This window comes from Epilithonimonas pallida (genome assembly GCF_900182975.1).
Classification (GTDB): Bacteria; Bacteroidota; Bacteroidia; order Flavobacteriales; family Weeksellaceae; genus Epilithonimonas; species Epilithonimonas pallida.
Genome location: NZ_FXUO01000005.1, coordinates 168,392 through 188,959 on the forward strand (window position 1 = coordinate 168,392; position 20,568 = coordinate 188,959).

Annotated in this window: 17 protein-coding genes and 1 pseudogene; 9 read left to right on the plus strand and 9 right to left on the minus strand. The window is 39.0% G+C overall.

The genetic code is table 11. The features are described from left to right. Positions 1–6: 6 nt before the first annotated feature. Together QOL71_RS11230 and QOL71_RS11235 are read right to left on the minus strand one after the other, a co-directional pair. A complete protein-coding gene (locus QOL71_RS11230; RefSeq protein ID WP_283417016.1) occupies positions 7–3,015 on the minus strand; it encodes a SusC/RagA family TonB-linked outer membrane protein in 3,009 nt (1,002 codons plus the stop codon). Between the two features lie 124 nt (positions 3,016–3,139). Beyond that, positions 3,140–3,676 (minus strand): hypothetical protein, encoded by a 537-nt coding sequence (locus QOL71_RS11235; RefSeq protein ID WP_283417017.1) that lies wholly within the window; start codon positions 3,674–3,676, stop codon positions 3,140–3,142. A gap of 730 nt (positions 3,677–4,406) precedes the next feature. Between QOL71_RS11235 and QOL71_RS11240 the strand changes: the two genes are divergently transcribed. The 5 genes from QOL71_RS11240 to QOL71_RS11260 all read left to right on the plus strand — a co-directional run bounded on the left by QOL71_RS11240 (position 4,407) and on the right by QOL71_RS11260 (position 9,479). Next, positions 4,407–4,916: a helix-turn-helix domain-containing protein gene (locus tag QOL71_RS11240; RefSeq protein WP_283417018.1), complete on the plus strand. Its 510-nt coding sequence runs from the start codon at positions 4,407–4,409 to the stop codon at positions 4,914–4,916. Positions 4,917–4,928: 12 nt separating this feature from the next. After that, positions 4,929–5,987 (plus strand): hypothetical protein, encoded by a 1,059-nt coding sequence (locus tag QOL71_RS11245; protein WP_283417019.1) that lies wholly within the window; start codon positions 4,929–4,931, stop codon positions 5,985–5,987. A gap of 107 nt (positions 5,988–6,094) precedes the next feature. Next, the gene (locus tag QOL71_RS11250) at positions 6,095–7,354 is read left to right on the plus strand and encodes a hypothetical protein (RefSeq protein ID WP_283417020.1); all 1,260 of its coding nucleotides are present in this window, start codon (positions 6,095–6,097) and stop codon (positions 7,352–7,354) included. Between the two features lie 290 nt (positions 7,355–7,644). Beyond that, positions 7,645–8,382, plus strand: coding sequence for a DUF6577 family protein (locus QOL71_RS11255; protein WP_283417021.1), 738 nt, complete (start codon positions 7,645–7,647; stop codon positions 8,380–8,382). 20 nt (positions 8,383–8,402) lie between these two features. After that, a complete protein-coding gene (locus tag QOL71_RS11260) occupies positions 8,403–9,479 on the plus strand; it encodes a nucleotidyl transferase AbiEii/AbiGii toxin family protein (protein ID WP_283417022.1) in 1,077 nt (358 codons plus the stop codon). Positions 9,480–9,759: 280 nt separating this feature from the next. Here the strand turns inward: QOL71_RS11260 and QOL71_RS11265 are convergent, their stop codons facing one another. Genes QOL71_RS11265 through QOL71_RS11275 form a run of 3 tightly spaced genes read right to left on the minus strand, consistent with a single transcriptional unit; the run spans position 9,760 to position 12,030 of the window. After that, positions 9,760–10,485, minus strand: a complete 726-nt coding sequence (locus QOL71_RS11265) for a phosphatase PAP2 family protein (protein WP_283417023.1) — start codon at positions 10,483–10,485, stop codon at positions 9,760–9,762. Positions 10,486–10,489: 4 nt separating this feature from the next. Further along, positions 10,490–10,672 carry an efflux RND transporter permease subunit gene (locus QOL71_RS11270; RefSeq protein WP_283417024.1) on the minus strand — a complete coding sequence of 61 codons (183 nt, stop codon included), beginning with the start codon at positions 10,670–10,672 and terminating at the stop codon, positions 10,490–10,492. 23 nt (positions 10,673–10,695) lie between these two features. Continuing rightward, entirely contained in the window at positions 10,696–12,030 is a 1,335-nt protein-coding gene (locus QOL71_RS11275) for an efflux RND transporter permease subunit (RefSeq protein WP_283417025.1), read from the minus strand. Positions 12,031–12,173: 143 nt separating this feature from the next. Here QOL71_RS11275 and QOL71_RS11280 point away from each other — a divergent pair. From QOL71_RS11280 to QOL71_RS11295, 4 genes and pseudogenes are all read left to right on the plus strand, one after another. Beyond that, positions 12,174–12,440, plus strand: a pseudogene (locus QOL71_RS11280) (isocitrate lyase); the annotation flags it as partial. A gap of 405 nt (positions 12,441–12,845) precedes the next feature. Further along, entirely contained in the window at positions 12,846–13,397 is a 552-nt protein-coding gene (locus QOL71_RS11285) for a hypothetical protein (protein WP_028122560.1), read from the plus strand. Between the two features lie 2 nt (positions 13,398–13,399). Then, positions 13,400–14,758, plus strand: coding sequence for a Dyp-type peroxidase (locus QOL71_RS11290; protein WP_283417026.1), 1,359 nt, complete (start codon positions 13,400–13,402; stop codon positions 14,756–14,758). Between the two features lie 11 nt (positions 14,759–14,769). Beyond that, complete coding sequence (locus QOL71_RS11295; protein ID WP_034972714.1) at positions 14,770–15,906, plus strand: catalase family protein; 1,137 nt, start codon at positions 14,770–14,772, stop codon at positions 15,904–15,906. Positions 15,907–16,131: 225 nt separating this feature from the next. Here the strand turns inward: QOL71_RS11295 and QOL71_RS11300 are convergent, their stop codons facing one another. The 4 genes from QOL71_RS11300 to QOL71_RS11315 all read right to left on the minus strand — a co-directional run bounded on the left by QOL71_RS11300 (position 16,132) and on the right by QOL71_RS11315 (position 20,568). Continuing rightward, positions 16,132–17,901: an oleate hydratase gene (locus QOL71_RS11300; protein WP_283417027.1), complete on the minus strand. Its 1,770-nt coding sequence runs from the start codon at positions 17,899–17,901 to the stop codon at positions 16,132–16,134. A 126-nt stretch (positions 17,902–18,027) separates the two neighbouring features. After that, positions 18,028–19,026, minus strand: coding sequence for an MlaD family protein (locus QOL71_RS11305; protein WP_034972710.1), 999 nt, complete (start codon positions 19,024–19,026; stop codon positions 18,028–18,030). Positions 19,027–19,029: 3 nt separating this feature from the next. Next, positions 19,030–19,797 (minus strand): ABC transporter ATP-binding protein, encoded by a 768-nt coding sequence (locus QOL71_RS11310; protein ID WP_028122565.1) that lies wholly within the window; start codon positions 19,795–19,797, stop codon positions 19,030–19,032. A gap of 9 nt (positions 19,798–19,806) precedes the next feature. Next, positions 19,807–20,568 (minus strand): MlaE family ABC transporter permease, encoded by a 762-nt coding sequence (locus tag QOL71_RS11315; RefSeq protein WP_028122566.1) that lies wholly within the window; start codon positions 20,566–20,568, stop codon positions 19,807–19,809.

The following is a 20,568-nucleotide window of genomic DNA, read 5'->3' on the forward strand; positions in this document are numbered from 1 at the left end:
TAAACTTTAATAGGTTAATGAAAGACCAAAACTGACTACCCGAAGCGGGCTACTGTATCCTGCCAGTATAAACTCAGGATTGCCTGCTTTGTATGTGGAAAAAACAAAGAGATTCTGTCCGCTGATAAAAAGCTTAGCTTTCAGTTTGCCATTGCCGGTTGATGGTATGCTGTAGCTCAAGGTTGCATTTTTTACTCTTACGGTGAACGAATCAGAAACGGTAGCATCACTAAGGATAAAAAGGGAACTCGATGTTGCTGCAGCTGTGTTGTAGCCTGCACTAGGCTTTTGAAATTCGGCATCGGGGTTTTCAGGTGTCCAGTAATCGGTGAATATTGCCGGCATATTCGACATATAACCGATATTGCCGTACATCGATTTCACATTATACTGACTCTGACTAATAAACTGCAAAAGCAGATCGAAACTCCAGTTTTTATATTGAATACTGTTCTGTAGTCCGCCATACCAGTATTCTTTGATCTCTTTGCTCACAGTACGGTCGGCAGTATTAATCTTACCATCCTGATTGCTGTCGTAAAATGTGTATAGACCTGTGACGGGATCGATGCCCGTATATTGATACAGTTTTACCAAAGAAATGGATTTTCCAATTTCAAATCTGTTGGCGTAGGTCGACTTGTCAAGGTTGGGGAACTTCATGAGTTTATTCTCAGGCAAAGTAAAATTGAGACTTGTCGTCCATTTCCAATGTTCTTTTTTAATAGGGACCGATTCCAAAGACACTTCCAGACCACGATTCCTTACCGTAGCGTCCAGATTTGCCTGAATACTGCTGAATCCTACTGTTGCAGGCATCGGGATACCGACAAGCTGGTTGGAGCTGGTGTTGTGATAATAGCCTATGTTCAGATCAAGCCGCTCCTTAAATAGTCCGACTTCCAAAGCAGCCTCAAACTTTCGGGTCTGCTCCCATCCGAAGTTTTTGTTGTAAAGCCGTTGTGGGATTAAGCCGGAATTACCGCCATACGATCCGCCGGTGGACTGATACGTATCGTAATACTGATAGTCTCCAATCTGGTCATTCCCTGCTATACCATAGCTGGTTCTCAGTTTTCCGAAACTTAACCACGATCGCTCTTTGAATAGTTTCTCTTCTGAAAATAACCACGCAGCCCCAACAGCTCCGAAATTAGCATACCTTCTTTCTGAACCAAATCTGCTGGATCCGTCACGGCGGCCTGTTAGATTTAAAAAATACCTTTTGTTATAGCCGTAATTGAGCCTGGCGTAAACGGCCTGGTAGCGGTATAATGATTCACTTGCGCTGGGAATAGTAATGGAAGCTGCGGCTGCCATATTGGTCAATAGATCATCTGAAGGAAAATTTCTTCCGAGAATAACGATATTATCGGATTTCTGTTCTTGAAATGATGCCCCTAACAATGCGGAGAACTGATGTTTCTCCAGTCGTTTCTCATAGTTCAGCTGCGGCTCAAGAATCCAGCTCTCATTTAATTTCTGGGCTTTTCTGAGAGAAGAACTGCTGCTGCCGATATTGCTGGACGGGTTATAGGTTGTCTTTGGAAAAATCTTCTGTTCATAACTGTTGTAAGTACTATAACCTGTATTCAGGTTAGCACTGAATCCGCTGCCAAACTGATAGCTTGATGTTATATTTGCATTTAAACTCTTGGTTTGTACTGAAAAAATCTGCGTCGCAGGTCCCATAGGATTGGTAAACGTATTGTTTTCCCAGTTTATCATTCCGCTGGAAGTGTACAGATCCGGGGCATTAGGTGCTAAAACCGGATAAACAATATTAAAGTCAGTCGGTGGAAGGACATTATCCTGCAATGCGGCAGTGCCATTAAAACCGATCTTGAATTTTCGATCTGCGCTGGTATGGTTGATACTGACTCCCAGGTTATTTCTCTTATAGCGGAAGCTCCCCGGAAAAACTGTTGTTTCTTCATTGTGACCGCCGGAAACCGAGAATTGTGTATTGCCGCTTCCGCCCGATACACCAATCTGTACATCTGAAATCTCCGCTGTATTTCCTACAAAATATTTTTGCCAATCCGTTGTTTTTGTTGGGTTCCAAACGCCGTTGATGTCGTAGGCATTGGAAGGCACTGCTACACCGTCATTAGCAAAAGCCAGCTTTCGCATTGCCGTGTATTGTTCTAAATTCATCATTTTTGGCAGGTTGGTCATCTGTCCCAATCCAAAACTTGTTCTTAAGTTGACCTCTGTTTTTTCTTTTTTGCCCCTCTTTGTGGTGATTAAAATAACGCCGTTGGCTCCCTTGCTTCCATAAATGGCAGTGGCATCGGCATCTTTAAGGACCTCAAGCGACTCAATATCATCGGGATTGATTGAATTCAACGGGTTGGTTTCATTATATGGCAGTATATTGGCCGTCATTCCACTATTGAAATCATTGACCAATGGCAGAGGAACGCCATCGACAATGTATAATGGCTTATTGCCGTCATAACCTGTTGTTGAATAGCTTCGCAGGCTGTTTCTTCCCCGAATCTTAATATCAAAGCCACCACCGGCGACGCCTGAATTTTGTGTGATACTTACGCCCGTCATTCTGCCTTGTAGTGCTGACAGCACATTATTAACAGGCTGGTTTTCGATATCTTTCGCTGCAACTTTGGAAATGCTTCCTGTGCTTTCCCTTTCCCTGACCTTGTAATATCCAGCATTTAAAACGACTTCTTCGATTTCCTTTTCACGGTTACTTAGAATAATATTTATAGTCGATTCTACACCGACTTTTGATCTTTGTTCAGAGTAATCAGGATGCCTGAAGATAAGGACAGGGTTTTCACCTGCGACTTGTATCTGATATTTTCCGGATGAATTCGTAATGGTAACTTCATTTTTCCCTTCCTGAAAAATGGACACATTGCCTATTGGAAGCCCGTTTTGTGTGACTGTGCCCGAAATGGTTCTTATTTGTCCTATTGCCATTCCCGAGACGAGCAGGCTGCTGAAAGCCATCCATTGAAGATGGCCCAGCCTGCAAAAGTTTTTTTTCATACCTTTGATAGGGTTTAATTTATTAGACTTTGCTCTTTCCAACCAGCGTCAACTTTGCGGAAAGAGCATTTTTATTATGTTTGGAGGAATTCTTAAGTAGTATTGCTCATTCTTTGTTTAATGATTAATGGTTATTCTTCTTTTGGATTCCTCTTTCTAAGATAAGGTACGATGCATCAAGCATTTTGCATAAATGCAGGTATGGTACAAAGATTTTGCTTTCAGCAGCGTGAGAGTAAGTTCCTAATGAAAAATAGACCGCTACCGAAATATAGTAGTCAAAATCTTTGATGGAGTACTCACCAAAAGCCTTTTGAAATACCAGTATTGGGTTAACAAATTCTCCATCCGAAAGCGAACCCTGCGATAATGGAGAATAATTCTCCAGTGGTTCATTGCTTTTCCGTCTTTTTTCTTTCTGCAATATGAGAAAGCAGGCTCGAACTAAAGACCGTAAAGCCTGATGAAAATGAAATATCGCCGAGGAATCTTCCGCAATTACAGATTTTTTTTTGCCCGAATGAATCATAATCTGGTTCAGTAATTCTTTGGCGGTAACAAGGTCGTTGAACTGAAAGAATTTCTCAATGAGTTTTATCCTTGAATTCGTTTTACTGCCAGACCAGAAGCGTGACTCAAAATCTATTTTTTTGTTTTTCAATAGCTTTCTTTTATTAGTTTTTGATTTTAAAGACCGTATCGGAGGAAGCCTTACCAGTGCAGAAAACTCCCCGCCTCTACAGGTCAAATTAATATGAATGAAAATTAACGTCTTGCAAAAGCTATAAAGCCGCAATGAGTAAACTCATCGTAAAGTGTCTTCAGTAATAAATTCCTTTCGTGCTGAAAATAATTTGGAATATTAAAAGAAAGCGAGTACTTTTAAGGTGTGAGTTTAAAGCGTAGTCTGGCTTTCCTTTTACTTTTAAAGGAATTTCGGAGTGTGTCGGTTATTTTTAGGTACAACCATTTTGCATTTTATTGCAAGTATGGTGTAGAACCGTAAATTTTTTGCTGCAATGCCTGTGGGTTACTCCGGTGGGCAAATAAGCAGAATGGTTGAAAATGTCGTTCTCATAATATTTAGTTTCGATGTATGGAACGAGTCTATGAAGGAAAGGGTGGAACCCTATCTTCCACTTTTATCGCGGTACGGCTAAGAACCTATGACGAAGTTTCCGATAGGGTGTCCACCCCATAAAATGCAAATGTACAAAATATGAGGTTGCGACAGCCCCATTGGTCTTGCGTCATCTAAAAATTAGCCGTTTTCGATAACAAGACTCAAATTAATATGGTCGCTTATACTTTATGTATGTTGTATGACAAATGTAAGTATTATAAATAATATGTGCAAATAATAATTAATTAAATATAAAATTACATATAAATTGAGTAAATTTAGCAGAAAAGCAAGATTGGTTTCTTCTGAATATAGAGAACAAATTGGCAAAAAACTTAAACAGAAAAGAATTGAACTTAATTTCTCTATTAATGATATTGCTTATATGACGGAAATGACAGAAAATACTGTTCTTAGCATCGAAAAAGGTAATACTACAAATATTGATTATTATGTAGAGTATGCTAAGGCTGTTCAATATCCCTTGGAAACTTTAAATGACTTTAAGATTAAATTGGTACCAAGTAAAGTTCTTCCCGAGGACAGGAAGGAAAAAGCAAATTTAACTGGTAAAATCCGAAAATACATTGTTGAATCTAATTTTCTTAAAACGAGTAAAACTGTAGCAGAAATTAAAGCAGAGCTGATTAAGTTTGACCTGATTGATGCTGCGCAAGTGTCTTCTACCGAAATCGCAGGAGTAATGCGCAACTTTGTAATCGATGATATAGTTAAAATAGAAAGTAAAGTGGGAAGAAAGAATCTATACATTAAATAATAGTATAAACTAATGAACATATATACATACTCCGGAAATATTGAGCACCTGAAAGCTTTTGATGACGAGTATCAGTTGAAAAGTATGTATACTCCGCCAATAAATAATCAAAGACGACAGCTGAAAAAAATATCAGAGAGAACCTGTCGCTTTTGTGGTAAAAAATCGGATGAGACGACATTTAAAGGAAAGCCTCATATTATTTCAAGATTATTTGGAAATAATTCTGGGGTGTCAGATTATGAATGTGACAGGTGTAACAATCATTTCTCAGGTTTCGAAAGTGATATGGCAAATTTTTTAGGCTTGAATAGAAGTGTTAATGCCTTGGGAGTACAAACTCCGCCAACCTTTAAGTCATACGATGGCAATATTGTAGCTAAAAAAAATAGTTTTAATGGTTTTGAAGGCATCGAGATAGAATCGAATAAACGAGGAACAATTCAAAAATTAGATGGAGGTATTATAGAATTTAATATTATACATAATCCTTATATACCGATTAATATTTTTAAATGTTTGCTGAAAATTGCCTTGACAGTAATTCCTGATGATGAAGTAGAAAACTATAAACTATGTTTTGATTTTTTGATGGAAAATAAGAATGAGGCCTATTTGGCACAGCATGCCAAACAGGTTCACAGGGGGCCATCTGGCTTTAATGTAAAATTTCCCTATGTATTAATTTTCAAAAAAAGAAATTCAGAAAGTAAATTGCCTTCTCATTGGATTAAGCTATATTACCAGGATTCTTACATTCAATTTTACATACCATGCCATAAAGATGATGAAGTCTTACTTCGAGGTGAAGAAATAACTTATCCACTTTGTCCTCCATTAATTTTTGCTGATAGACAACCACAAGGAATTGCAAAGAATTATGAAAAGTTAGATTTATCTTCTAATGTCATGACTAAGGGAAAGACTTCAAAACTTAATTTAACTTTTGATGAAAATCTTCTGAAGAAAGGGAGTAATAACATTCAAAATATACAAAATTCTGAAAATTTTAATTCGGATGAAATAATAAAAATATTTCTTACAAAAAATCCAGGTTTATTAGGAGAATAGGAAACATTGGATTGTTGCATTTTTCCAATATTCTTTAATGGTTGACATTCTAAATGTTTTTTATCTTTATAAAAAGAGTAGTAAAGATTAGCCTATTAAGAAAATCAATGAGTAGAGTTACTCCCTTTGAAATAGAAACTATAATACTTTCTGAACATTATTGCACAATTTGTATAATATCTTGGATTATGTTTTTTAAAAGTGAGAAAGACATGCAAGTTTGGTTGAGTAATCTTTTTGAAAAAGGTTACTGTTTAGCCGATATCATCATGAATTACGAGGATTTTACTGAAAATTTTTTTCATCAAAACTATCCAGATTCTTCACATCAGAAAATAGTACATAGTTTTAACCATTGTCTTAACTCATTTGAAAATCATGAAGTTCTAGTGGAGGATATAAATATTTCCTTGGATTCAGGAGATATTTTACGACCGGATTTTTTGCTTTACTCGCCAAAAACTGAAAGCATTCTAATTGTTGAGCTAAAGAATATAAAAGAATCGACAAGACAGGCAGCGACAGAAATTGGTGCCTATGCAGGTGAAATTCGAAGTTATCTTCCTTTTCTGGCAGAAGGTGATTTGGTGAATGTGGTCATTTCTAGTGAATGGCCAACTTTGCTTTGTCATTTTATTTATAATGAGATAGTTTGGTTGAATAAAAGCATTATCTGCCTGGAACCTACTCAAGACGGTGATGGAATAGCTTTGAAAATCGTTGATCCCCTTATCATTTTCAAGGAACAAATAACCCCTTTAATTTCAGCAAATCAATTAGGTGGATATCAAATTTGTCTTTACGATAATCAAATCCTTAACGGTGGAGATTATATGCGGCTAGAGGAGTATGAGGACTCCATGCTGGTTGCCTTACATGCTATGTCCGCAAAGGGTAATTCATTGAAAGCTCATGGATTTGCATTTTTGTGGAGACATTGCTTTGATGTTGGATTAGCACCTTACAACATAACTGTGATTAATTTTGTTTCTTTTCAAACACCAATACTTACTATGAGGAATGCAGCCGTGCAAAAGAGTGATTTCGGCAAGATGCTTAAAAAAGTAGTTCGGGATCATTGCCCTGAAGGACATAGTAAAACTTTGGATATTATATCTGATTATTCAGAGAGTTTTTTAAAAGACTTTTGTTCACCTATGGTGGAAGGATACTCAAATTGGAAAACTTTAAAACCAAGAATCTTTAATAATACAGATGCTATTGCCTTTGTGGGGTGGGGAATTTTCCAGGATCGTCTCTTTGACCGTTTAGGATGTATGCCAAAACATGAGGAGGCTGGAATTCGCTTTGAATCTACAAACCCACTATTTGCAATCGAAATGCTTAACCAAATGATTTCTATCTAAGTTTGGATATGCCCTCAATCCTATACCACCTTCTTCTTGGGATTATTTAAATTTCATTATAATTTATTAAGTAATTTCAAACTTTTGGCAATAAATTAGTTTTACTGCCGAAAGTTTGAATTATTTTTTAATGGTTATAGTATTGTTGAATATTTATAAAGTTAGAGATGAATTTTTCGTATATACTTATAGAGTAGGAATTTATATTTTTAAATTTTATCAAAATAAAATCAAACTTACGGCAGTAAATTGATTATTTTGCCGTAAGTTTGTGTTGTGATATTGTTTAGATGGTAAAGAGAGAAAAAGATAAAATAGCACTAAAAGAATATTTTGGAAACCGATCAGAGCTTTCCTTAGATGATTTGCGGGCTTATTTTAAAATTAATGACCCTGAGATTCCGGATGCTACCATCAGGTGGAGAGTACATGATTTTGTTAGATCGTCAATACTACATAGAGTAGGGAGAGGATTGTTTCAACTCGGCGATGCTAAGCAGTATCATCCTGAATTATCTTCCAGGTCAAAAAAAATCAGCACATTCATACGGAAAAACTTTCCTGATGTTTCTTTTTGTGCCTGGAACTCAGATTTGTTAAACGAATTTGCCCAGCATCTAAGCGCATATCCATTCGTACTCGTAGATGTTGAACGTGATGTTACGGAGTCTGTCTATTATCAGCTCAAAAATAATTTTAGCGGTGTATTTCTACGTCCTTCGGAAATGCTGATAAACGACCTTCTTCCGGACTTCCGCTCTCCCATCATAGTCCGGTATCTGACAACCGAAAGTCCTTTGAATGAAGAAAAAGGTTTGCCCCTTATTAGCATCGAAAAAATGCTGGTCGATATATTTTGTGATCCGGAGTTTACGTTCCTTGCAGGCAGTGAGCTCAGAAGCATATTTGGTAATGTATTTAAAAAATACATTGTGAATGAAAACAGGCTTTTACGATATGCTGACCGAAAGGGCAGAAAACAAGACATTAGTAAATATATATATGATTCTAAATTTCTAAGACAATAACCATTTAAATTCTAATTATTATGATATCAAAAGACAGTCTTACTACTGAATGGCTGAACAGTGTTTCTGTGAAGAATAACAAAGCAGACAAAATTCTTATCGAAAAAGTAATTCGCGCATTACTTCTTCTTGAAGGTCTCGTAAAGGCTGATGTTCAGTTTGTCTTTAAAGGAGGAACAGCGCTCATGTTGTTAATGCAAAGCACCAAGCGCCTTTCCATCGATATTGATGTGATTATTAGTAATCCGAAGCAAAACCTCGAAGAAAAGTTCCAGGAGTTTTTATCTGAGCAAGGCTTCACAAGGTTTAAGGAGCAGCATAGGCAAACATCCGGCGACATTGAAAAAGCCCATTACAAATTTTTTTATACACCCGTTCATATGTCTAACATGACTGAAGACTATGTGTTGTTAGATATTCTTTTTGAAGAACCTCACTATGCGAAAATTATAAATTTTCCAATTGATTCAAGTTTTATCAAGCAGGATGGAGATCCTATAAAAGTAAATATTCCATGTCACGAAGACATATTGGGTGATAAACTTACAGCCTTTGCGCCGAATACGACTGGCATACCGTATGAAAAAAGTGGCGATTCCAGAACGATGGAGATCATGAAGCAGCTTTTTGATATTGGTAGTCTTCTTGAGCCTGTTACTGACGTAAGTATTATTAGGCGGACTTTTGATATTTTTGCCAAAACAGAGATCGGTTATAGGAATTGTGAAACTGATGAAAATGGAGTTCTTGACGATATTTACGATACAGCACTTCATATCTGCTCCCGAGGGGAAAAGGGAAAGGGTGATTTTAAGGCACTTTCATTAGGTATTACTCAGGTGAAAAGATTTATATTCTCAGAAACGTATCATTTAGATAGAGCCATTACCGATGCTGCAAAAGCTGCCTATTTAGCTACTGTACTAAAGTATAAAGTAACAGAACTTGAAAAATATCAAGGTATAGAAAGTATAAAGGAGCTGGTGATTGACCAGGAATTTGATTCCAAACTTAATAAGTTAAAAAAAGGCAATCCTGAAGCCTTTTTCTATTGGTATCAAATATCTCTTATACGGCTGCAAAACAATAAAAACTAACATCTAGCAATAACATTTTACTGATTAACGTGTAATAGCAAATACAATTTTACTTGAGCATTGGTTAAGTTGTAAAATTGCGCTAATTTCTTAGCAAGTTAGTAGGCTTAATGCATTGGAATGAGAAGAAATGTAAAATCGTCTCTATCTTTTCAGCGAATCTCATATAAAATGTTTTTTTATGGTTATTAGTTTTTTGTCTCCAAAATTTTCTGGGTACTTTTTTTTATATGTTTCTGAATAAGAATATTCTAGATTTCGAAAATTTAGTTTCAAATAATTAAAGTGAATTTCGCTTATTCCACCTATAGCGATGTGTCCAGTAAGAAATCTTGGCCGACAATATACCGATACCCGCTGCGACAATGACGTCGCTTATATAATGTTTGTTGTTTATCATACGAAATGCCCCAACGGTAGATGCTAATCCATAAGATACGTAAGGAACCCACTTATAACGGTAGCCGAATTCTTCCGATAAAATAGTGGCTCCTAAAAAAGCTTGCGCCGTATGTCCAGAAGGAAACGAGGTATGTGCACTTCCGTCCGACCGCAAAGTATGAGAGGTTGTCTTTAATCCGGTAACGGCGGCCATCATCAGCAATTCGCTCTTCAGCAGGATGACCGAGCGGTTTACCGGATCTGTTTTGGGCTTCATACCCAATGCCTCAAAACCATAGGTCAGTACAAGAGGGGAAAACTGCAGGTAATCATCAAACCTTGTTCGGAAGCTTGGGATATGCTCATTTCTTTCCTCAACAATTTCATTTTTAATGGACTCTCTGCCGTTGCCGTTTACTGCAAAACCGGCTGCTACAAGGCTTACAGGAACGATAAGCTGTCTGAAATTATACCGTAAAGGTTTTACTTTTAATGAACCTCTGTTATTAATGAAGACACTATCCGTAGATACTATGCTGCTGTCGGCACTTTGCGCCAGGACCGTTGATGCCAGAAAAAAGGCAAAAAACAACATCAGACATTTTTTTAAATTTTTAGCATTCATTTTGCTAGCTTTTCTGTTTTCTGGAATAGATAATCCGAATAAAAGTTGGGAATACGAACAATAGCAAAGGTATCCCGGTAACAAATCCCCCTATAACTGCAATTGCCAAAGCCTGCTGCATCTGCGCCCCCATTCCAATACCAATTGCCAATGGCATAAGTGCTAAAATGGCTCCAATGGCCGTCATCAGCTTAGGTCGTATTCTAAGTGCTAAAGATAGTTTACAGATTTGTTCACATCGCCACCGGAGATTTGCATATTGTACCTAAACTGATTGACAGTAAATATGGCATTTTCTGCAATGATCCCCACAATCATAATAATACCTGTATAGCTGCTCACATTGAGGGGAATATGGGTTACATATAAAGCGAACAAACATCCGGGGATACCAAGTATTGAAATACCCAGTATCAGAAAAGAAATTCCCCATTCCCTGAACAGGAACAACAATACGGTAAATACCAGCAAACAGGCGGCGGCAAGTATCGTCAGCAGTTCTTTGAAAGATTGCTGCTGTTCTGCATAAGCGCCTCCAAAATTTATATAATATCCCGGAGGTAGGTTCAGTAGCTTAGCAAAACTTCCCTTCAACTCACTTACGGCACTTCCCAAATCCCTTTCGGTAAGCCTGGATGTCAGTACCACACAGGATTTGAGATCCTCACGCTTATAATCAATTTCGCCTTTTTCTGATTTTATGGTACAAAAAAATGAAAGCGGTTTCAATGTTCCATCAGGCAAAAACAGCATTTGTTTTTTTATTTTATCTACGTCGTTGTCCTGATAATTGGTGGTACGCAAGCGTATTTTGCGCATCTGTTCACCATCCTGGATCTGGCCTACCTGTAAATTGCCCAGCATCGAGGCCTGCACCGGTGAAGGTTCCGTTACGTTTGCGTTATCACCTAGTAAAATGCCCTCGGTGTACATCCGTAATTGGTTCTGAAAATCCGAAAGAGATACGCCATATTGTGCCAGCCTGGCATCATCCGGATAAATGATAACTGAAGGTCCTGCCGAGATCATTCCGTTGGAAACATCAACCAAGCCAGTAGTGTGGCGCATTATACTATCGGCTTTCCGTCCTATTGATTCAAGCTGCCGCTGGTCATCTCCAAGTATTTTTACTTCAATTGGACTTGGTGTACTCATCAGGTTTCCTAACAAATCCTGTATGCGCTGCCCAAACTCAATTGTCATCGCCGGAACGGATGATTGAATATCATGCCGCAAATCATTGATAATGTCGGCTGTCTTTTTATTTCTGTTTTTCTTTAACTGTATCAGGTAATCCCCATAGTTGGGCGCGACATTTCTGAAATCTAGCCTTAAACCTGTTCTTCGGGAATAGCTTTCTATAGTTGGGTTTTTCAGGATAATTTTTTCCATATCCTGGCACAACTGATCTGTTTCTTTCAGCGCAGTTCCGCTGGGTGAAAAGTAATCCATTACAATCGTTCCTTCATCAAGCTCTGGTAGGAAGCCCGTTTGCAACTTACCGGAAGCAAACCAGCCGGCCAAGATGAGTATAACAACGAACATAACCGCCAGCCAGGGCAGCTTGTATAGGTTTGTCAGCCATCTGTATTTATTTAAGCTTTCTTCCTCTGTGTGGGTATGCGAATGTTTATGCGGTTTGTATCCAACAATAAGATGCAGTACGGGTGTAACGATCCAGGTAGCAAAAATTCCAGTTTATTACATTGGCTGGTTTTCATGCTTTGAATACTGCGATGTTTGAATTAGCTTTGGCATATAAAGAAAAAGGAATGGCAGGTTATTCTGAATTGCAGGAACGCGAATTTGCTTTGCAGAAGCAGGGTTTCAGAGCGGTAAAACATCAGTCTTTTGTTGGGACAGGATATTTTGATGAAATTCAAAATATTGTAACCAATGGTTCGGCAGCAACAGTGGCGATGAGAGATTCGACAGAAACAGCACAGTTTCATTAAAAATTTAATATTGGCAAATTTCATTGTATTTTTGCGTTTAACTATTCTTACAAAAAATCCATTATAATTAAATTTAATTGTTGCAATCTTCCTGTTTTGAGGAAGGTTTTTGTTTTGAATGTTCTATTGAGTAAATATTGAGAAATCTCAATTATAAAGATTGATTTTTTATAGTTAAATAGGTTTTATTCTCTCAAAATTACAACAAGATTAAAGATAAGATATTTCCTTTTATCAATTGAAGCTTTTAAAGCAAATAGGTGGGATTAGGGAGTTTTAGTACATAATATACGAATTTTGGTATATTTTTAAGGCTGCCTGTGGCTTTACATTTGTAGTACACTCTTGAAAATTATTGTTTTTATCTCAAAAAACAATGTGAATAATTAATCAAAAATCTGAATTATGGGTTTCATAGACAAAATCAAATTGACTGCCGAATTGGCAAAGGCGAATTTCAGTGAAGGTATTGATGATGGTTACGACCATTCCACTACATCTGCCGGCAAAAAAGGGTTACGCTCTGGGCGTGTATCTGAGTTAACGGCGATGGCAGACCTTAAACCGGGAGGTGCAGAAAACCTCAGGACCATAATGGAAATTGCAGGCGGAAACCTGAAAGGGGCAACCAAAGTAGGAACACTGCACGACCTGCGTATCGTTTTATTTGATAACGATACCAAGATTCTTTTCTGCACGGCTTATGATGGCGACTGGGATGCTTATATTGATGATTTCGCCACAAAAATTCCGCAGCTGATGGACATCATTTTCGGTAATGTGGAAGGCTGGCCGGGCATAAAAGACCCGAGTGTAAAACAGTTCATTCTAGACCATCAGATTACCGCGACCGGCTGGTATGTTGGTGTTCCGCATCTTACTGTAAATGATGTGAGGAGAAATGATAAAATCATTACCGGACTTAATAGGGCGATTGACGAAGCAAATAAAATCTAAGTATGGCATTGGAATTTTTAAAGCGGATATTCAATCCCAATAAAGTAGAAATTGAGCTGAACGAAATACAGGCCTTAATTCTCAGAAGCCGCCCTATTCCGTATTTCGGAACGGTGGCAATCATTGAAATCAAAGATGCTGTGGCAGCCAGACAAATGCTCCAAAAACTCTTGCCGATTGTGAGTTCTGCGGAAGACTGGCATAAGAATGAAGGGGCATCGGTTACGTTGACGTTCACTTATAAAGGTCTGGAAAAAATCGGCGTGCCTAAAGAGTCGCTTGAGACTTTCCCCGAATCCTTCAAGGAAGGAATGGCAGACCGCTCCCGTTTTCTATATGACATTGGTGTCAATGACCCCAAAAACTGGGAAAGGGTTTTTAAAAGGTCGCATATTCACATCGCTGCGGCGATTATCGCCAACAATGAAGAGGCGTGGAAAAGCAAGCTGGAGGAATTTCGGTCTAAATTGGCTGATAATAGAGGCATAGAAGTAATCTTGAGTCACAATTTCAGCGTATCTGAAGAGGTTAAAAATGTGTTCGGATTCAGAGACGGTATTAGCAACCCGGAAATTGAAGGCAGTGGGATAGAAGTTCCGGCTGGATTTGACCGCCCGCTTAAAGCAGGCGAATTTATACTGGGCTATCCTGGAGAAGCCGGCACCATAAAGCCGTTTCCACAGCCTGAAGTTTTAGGGAAGAACGGTTCTTTTATGGTTTTCAGAAAGTACCAGAGCCAAGTGGCGGAATTTAATCAGTTCGTTAAGGAAAATTCTTCTTCGCCGGAAGAAGGCGAACTTTTGGCCGCTAAAATGGTGGGTCGCTGGCGAAGTGGTGCACCTTTGGTTTTAGCTCCCGAAAAAGACGATGAAAAGCTGGGCGATGATTTGCAGAAGAACAATGATTTTTCTTTCAAGGATGATGAATACGGTAAAAAATGCCCGTTCAGTTCGCATATCCGTAGGATGAACCCGAGAGATTCCAAATCTTTTGTTTTGGAGGATGAACGTTTGCACAGGATTATCAGAAGAAGTGTAACTTTTGGCGATATTGTTCCACCGGATATAACCAAAAATGACGGTAAGGAACGCGGCCAGTACTTTATTGGCATTAGTGCCGATGCAATGGGAACACTGGAATTTCTTCAAAAACAATGGGCGAACGATGGTAATGCCCAAAATCTGGGAACAGAAAAAGACCCTGTAATCGGTGTTCAGGACAAAGACGCATTGTTTTCTGCACCGGCAGACCCTTTCATCAAAAGATACCGTGGTTTGCAGACCTACAACATCGTGAAAGGCGGCGAATATTGTTTTATCCCAAGCATTTCCGCATTAAAATGGATTAGCGAACTCCCCTAAAAAAAAGAATTATGGAAGAATACATCAAATACAGTTACGAGCTGGAAGAAATTCCCGAAAATTTCGACGAATATATTACCACCATTAATAACGACATCCGGGAATACATCAAAAATACGCCGCACCTGAGCAGGGCAACGCAACATACAAGAGATGCGCACGCCAACGGCTACGCAGTGTTGAAAGCAGAGGTAGAAATTTTGGATAATCTGCCCGAAGAACTGGCGCAGGGCATTTACGCCAAGCCCGGAAAGCACCAGGCGGCAGTTCGCCTGTCCAATGGTTCGTCCAGAGTTTTGCCCGATAAACTGAGCGGTAATGCACAGGGATTTGCTTTAAAGATTTTTGAGGTAGAAGGCAAAAAATTATCTTCCGGAGAAGAAGATTCGCCCAATGTGGATTTTAACCTGATTAATAACCCTGTGTTTTTCTGCAACTCGGCAGAACATTATGTTTTCATTTCAAAGCTCTTTTTAAAACTAAATGATTTCTTTGAAAGGGGAGCTTTGGGAAAATTGGAATTTGCCGCACTTTGGGTCACCGAAAATAAAAAAGCATTCCCGAATTTTGAGGCTTTGAAGGAATTGGGCGCTCTTAAAACTTTTGAGAAAATCCCTTCCATCAACAGTTTTCTTTACGAATTTTACAGTATGGGAGCGGTTCGCCACGGCGATTATATTGCCAAAGTAAGGGTAGTCCCAACTGAGCAGACAAAGAACGCCATCACGGAAAAAGATATTGATATAGACAGCGCAGAATGGCCTTACAGGAAAGGAATTATCAAAGAAATAGCCCAAAATGACCTTACGTTTGAGCTGCAAATACAACTTTGCAAAGACCTGAAAGAAATGCCTGTCAACGACCTCACAAAAGAATGGTCGCAGGAATTATCACCATTCCGAACGGTAGCAAAAATCAAAATACCGAAACAAACAGTTCCTGAGGACGGTAATTTCGAAATTATGGAAAATATGTCGTTTACACCGTTCAGAACCATCGAAGAAAATTCACCGATTGGAAATTTACAGCGTTCACGACAGTCAGCGTATGTAACATCTTCAACCTCAAGACACGAGCTGAACCACAAAAAACGTCAAGAACCAAAGAACTTGGAGGAAGCATTCAATCCGGAGTTTTATAAATTGTAAAATATTATAAATAAGAAAATCGAAAATCAAATGCTAATATCCTGGAAATTTATGTGATACTGCTATTTCTAGGAAATTTCCCTTTTATTTTAAAGATGAGAAATGGATTTCAACAGAGGGGAATTAGAAAAGTATATGTAGATTCATTTTCAAAATAAAAAGAGGCTGTTGCTTTGTAACAGCCTCTTTTTATAATTGTATAAATAATTAAATTAAAAAAATCTTTTATAACAACTTGGCTTCTTTTAAAATCTCTTCAACATAAGTACCTTCTATTTTCTTGACACCATATTTTTCAAGGATTGAAATCAACCAAGGAAATTCAATTTCATTTAGGTTTTTATTGTCATTAAGGTGATAGATGGATTTCAGCAGTACCCTGATGTCATATGAAGAAGCAAAAACTTCCGGGACACCTCTGTCTACATCCAAAAGGGTGTAAACTGCCTCCATTGCTGTACGCACGGAATATTCGGTCGTGAATACGGTGTCTTTTCCAGTTTCGGCAAAATTACCGATAAAAGCAAGGTTCACAGAACCCTCCGGAACCACCAATGGGCGGTCTCCCAATGCACGAGGCATAAAGTAAGATGTGATATAAGGCATACGGCAAGGGATGCTGTTGGCAGCTTGTGCAATTTCTGCAATTTCATTTTCAGGAACACCAATATGGTATAAAAATTCTTTGCAAAGCTCTATCCCCGTGGCTTCCGTAATTTTCTTTTGGATATAATTTCCTGGTTTATGAGAATACAACCCATAAACCCAAACAATTACTTCATTTTTTTTCTGAGCCTTGAAGTGGGGCTGTCTGCTGATGGAAAAGCCATACCACCAGTTAGAATCGTTTATTGTGACAGGTCCGCTAGTCACTATAGAACCGCTTCTTGGGTCTTTTTTTGTTATTTTTTCTATATACGGAATCACTTTTTCGTCGAAGAAGGTAATGCTTCCGGAGATTACCCAGTTGGCTTCGGGAATGTTTTTGTAGAACTTTTCGGGTTTTCCAAAGGCATCATCCTGGTCTGCCAGATTCTGCCAAAGTTGCCAACTTCCGCCAATGCCGTCAGCAACAGGAGCAGGGTTATGATTGTCACCGCATGTACTGCTTTCGGTAATGGAGCCGTTGGTAACAAACACCAGGTCGTTTTCGGTCAGGCTGATGCTTTCTGCATTGCCATTCTTAATATATTCGATTTTCTTCGCTACTTTTTTGCCGTTTTCATTTTCTACAAGTATGTTCTGAACCTGGCTATCATACTGGAAGGTAACACCGTGGGACTCAAGGTAGCTTACCAACGGACGAATCAGTGATTCATATTGGTTGTATTTCGTGAAGCGTAGTGAGGACATATCTGCTATGCTGCCAACGTGATGGATGAAACGAAGAACATATCGGCGCATTTCCATCGCACTTGCCCAGGGTTCGAATGCGAACATCGTAGCCCAGTAGGTCCAAAAGTTGGATTGGAAAAATTCTTCTGTAAATACCTGGTCTATCTGTACATCCTGTAGTTTTTCTTCAGGAAGAAGAACCAGCGCTATAAGTTCGTGGATGGCTTTCTGGGAAAGTGTAAGCTTGCCATCCGTGGGCAGTCTTTCTCCACGGTTTTCGATAACACGGGCGTGGGAAAAGCTAGGGTCTTCTTTATTGAGCCAATAATATTCGTCCAGTACGGAAACGCCTTCCGTTTCTAATGAGGGTATCGAGCGGAACAAATCCCAGAGGGTTTCGAAATGTGTTTCCATTTCCCGTCCGCCTCGTATGATGTAGCCTTTCTGCTCATTCCAGATACCGTCCATACTGCCACCGGGTAAAGCTAATTCTTCCAGAATACGGATTTTGTTTCCTTCCATTTGCGCATCGCGTATCAAAAAAGCTGCGGCGGCCAATGAAGCTAATCCAGAACCGATAAGTACGGCAGATTTCTGTTCAATATTTGCCGGTTTTTTCGGGCGGGCAAATGCTTCGTAATTCCCATTACTGTAATACATAATTAGATTTTTTTAGTTTATAATATATGATAAAATAACCTTGTTTTTGTTTAATAAAGTTACACATATTGCTTTCACTTTATATATCCCAAAATTCTAATTGTATGTGCTGATATTCCAATAATGTTATCTTTGGAGATTCTGTTTTTCGGTTTCCCTTTTCTTTTTTTCCTGTTTGCGGAAGTAACCTCTGAAGAGAAAATTATGCTTCAGAGCCTCCATATTCTGGTTGAAGCCTTCGGTTCCCTTTTCGATATTGTAAAGGCTGTTATTGATGTTTTTTGTAAGAACGGTATCAGTGATAAGGGCATTTACCGGTCCTTTTCCATTTTCTATATTTTTACTGAATGTCTGCAGGTTTTTACCAACTGTGATAAGTTCATTGCTTACTGTATTAAGATTATTGCTGGCGGCATTGACGTTATTGAAAGTCTGCTTAAGCTGGGACTCAAAATCTTTGTTGGCAAGGAGAAGTCCCGTTGCTCCTTTTCCCTGGCGTGTAGACGTAATGATGGCTTCTGCAGTACTGCTCAGGTTTTCTATATTTTCCGTGCTTTGGCGTATTTTCAGGATGGATAATTTTAAGTTTTCGGCAAATGCCTTGTCATTAATTAATTTTAAAATCTGGCTGCTGTCAATTTTATGCACAGTGTTTTTAAGAGATTTGGATATATCGTGTATATTGTTGTTGCTTGCCGATAGCGTGTTGAGTATTTCATCCACACCTGGTTTGGTATCTGCCGTGAGATATTCTTTTTCCTGCACCGGTCTGCCCGGCTTCCCGTAAGGTAAAATATTGACCACCGCATTGCCGATAATGCCTTCTGTTCCAATCGAGGCTTTGGCACTATTGTCTATATGCTTTGCAATATCTTTGTCTATAAGCATAATGACCTCTATATCATCCCTTTCGGACAATTTTACAGATTTTACAGAACCCGCCTGCATCCCTGAAAATAGCACATTGCTTCCTTCCCTGAGCCCATTAGAGTTTTTGAATTTTGCCCTGAGCTCAAATTTGCTGGTAAAAATACCCGAACCGCTGCCAATGTAAAAGAAAACAGCCATCATAAGTATAAGCCCCGAAATTACAAATAAGCCGAGCTTGATATTATTTTTATTCATATTTTAATCAAAAAATTGTTTAATGTTTTCGTCATCAGAACTTTCAAATTCCTGATAAGTACCTTGTGCATAGCATTTTCCGTCAAGCAGCAAGACTACTCTGTCAGCCGTATTTTTCACACAGTTCATATCGTGTGAGATAATGATTGATGATGTTTTGTATTTTCTATGTATATCCATGATAAGGCTGTCTATTTCTTTTGCCGTTACCGTATCAAGTCCGGTGGTAGGTTCATCATAAAGGATGATTTCCGGCTTGAGGATGACAGTACGTGCCAGAGCTATTCTTTTCAGCATCCCTCCCGACAATTCGGATGGCATAAGGTCTACGGTATGTTTAAGCCCCACACTATCGAGTGCTTCTTCAACCCGTGCGTCAATTTCAACCTGCTTCAGCCGGAACCACCGTCTTCTTAAAGGGAATTCCAGATTTTCGCGGATGGTCATAGAGTCATAGATGGCATTTCCCTGAAAAAGAAAACCTATTTTTGAGCGTGCCTTGTCCAGCTCTTGATTTTCCAGTTGGACAATATCCTGCCCGGAAATCATTATCCTACCGCTATCAGGTGTTAAAAGCCGGACGATACATTTGATAAGCACAGATTTTCCCGTGCCTGATTTTCCGAGAACTACAACATTTTCGTTCTTATCGACCGTTAGGTTAAAACCGTTAAGCACTTTTTTTTCACCAAAGCTTTTATAAATATCTTCAATGACGATGGCCGGTCCATTGTCATTATTGCCGTTTGCTGTTGTTTTTGTTTCCGCCATAATGATGATTTAATTATATCCGAGAATGCCGGTTATCTGTACCGCAATCAGGTCCAAAACGAAGATAAGGATAGAGGAGAGCACGACCGCTGAATTGGCGGCGTTCCCCACGCCCCGTGTTCCTTTTACTGCATTATAGCCTTTATAGGCACCCACGATTCCCACTGCAAAACCGAAAAAAAAGCTTTTGATAAAAGCTGGTATGATGTCACTGAAATCCAAGGAGTCAAAAACCTGTGAATAGAAAAGTGACAGGCTAGTTGTACCGCCAATGTTAACACCTATCCAGGCACCATATAGTGAAATGGCATCCGCCAGGATGATAAGTACGGGAAGCATAAATGTTGTAGCCAGGACACGTGTGGCAACAAGGTATTTAAAAGGATGTGTACCGCTTACTTCCATTGCGTCTATCTGTTCGGTAACCCGCATCGAGCCCAGCTCTGCCCCGATGCTACTGGCAATTTTACCTGCAAAGATGAGAGCGGCGATTACGGGTGCTATTTCACGGATGATGGCAATGCCTACCATTACAGGCAGCTGGGATTCCACACCATAGCGTACGAGGCTTGGCCGCAGCTGCATCGTAAGAACCAAGCCGATGATAAAGCCTGTCATGGCAATAAGCCCCAAAGATTTGTAACCTATGAGATAGCATTGTGCGAGCAGTTCCTTTATTTCATATGGTGGACGGAAACCTAATAGAAAGTAATTTTTGGTAAACTGTGTGATATTGCCTGTTTCCTGTAAAAAACTACGTATTTTAATCAT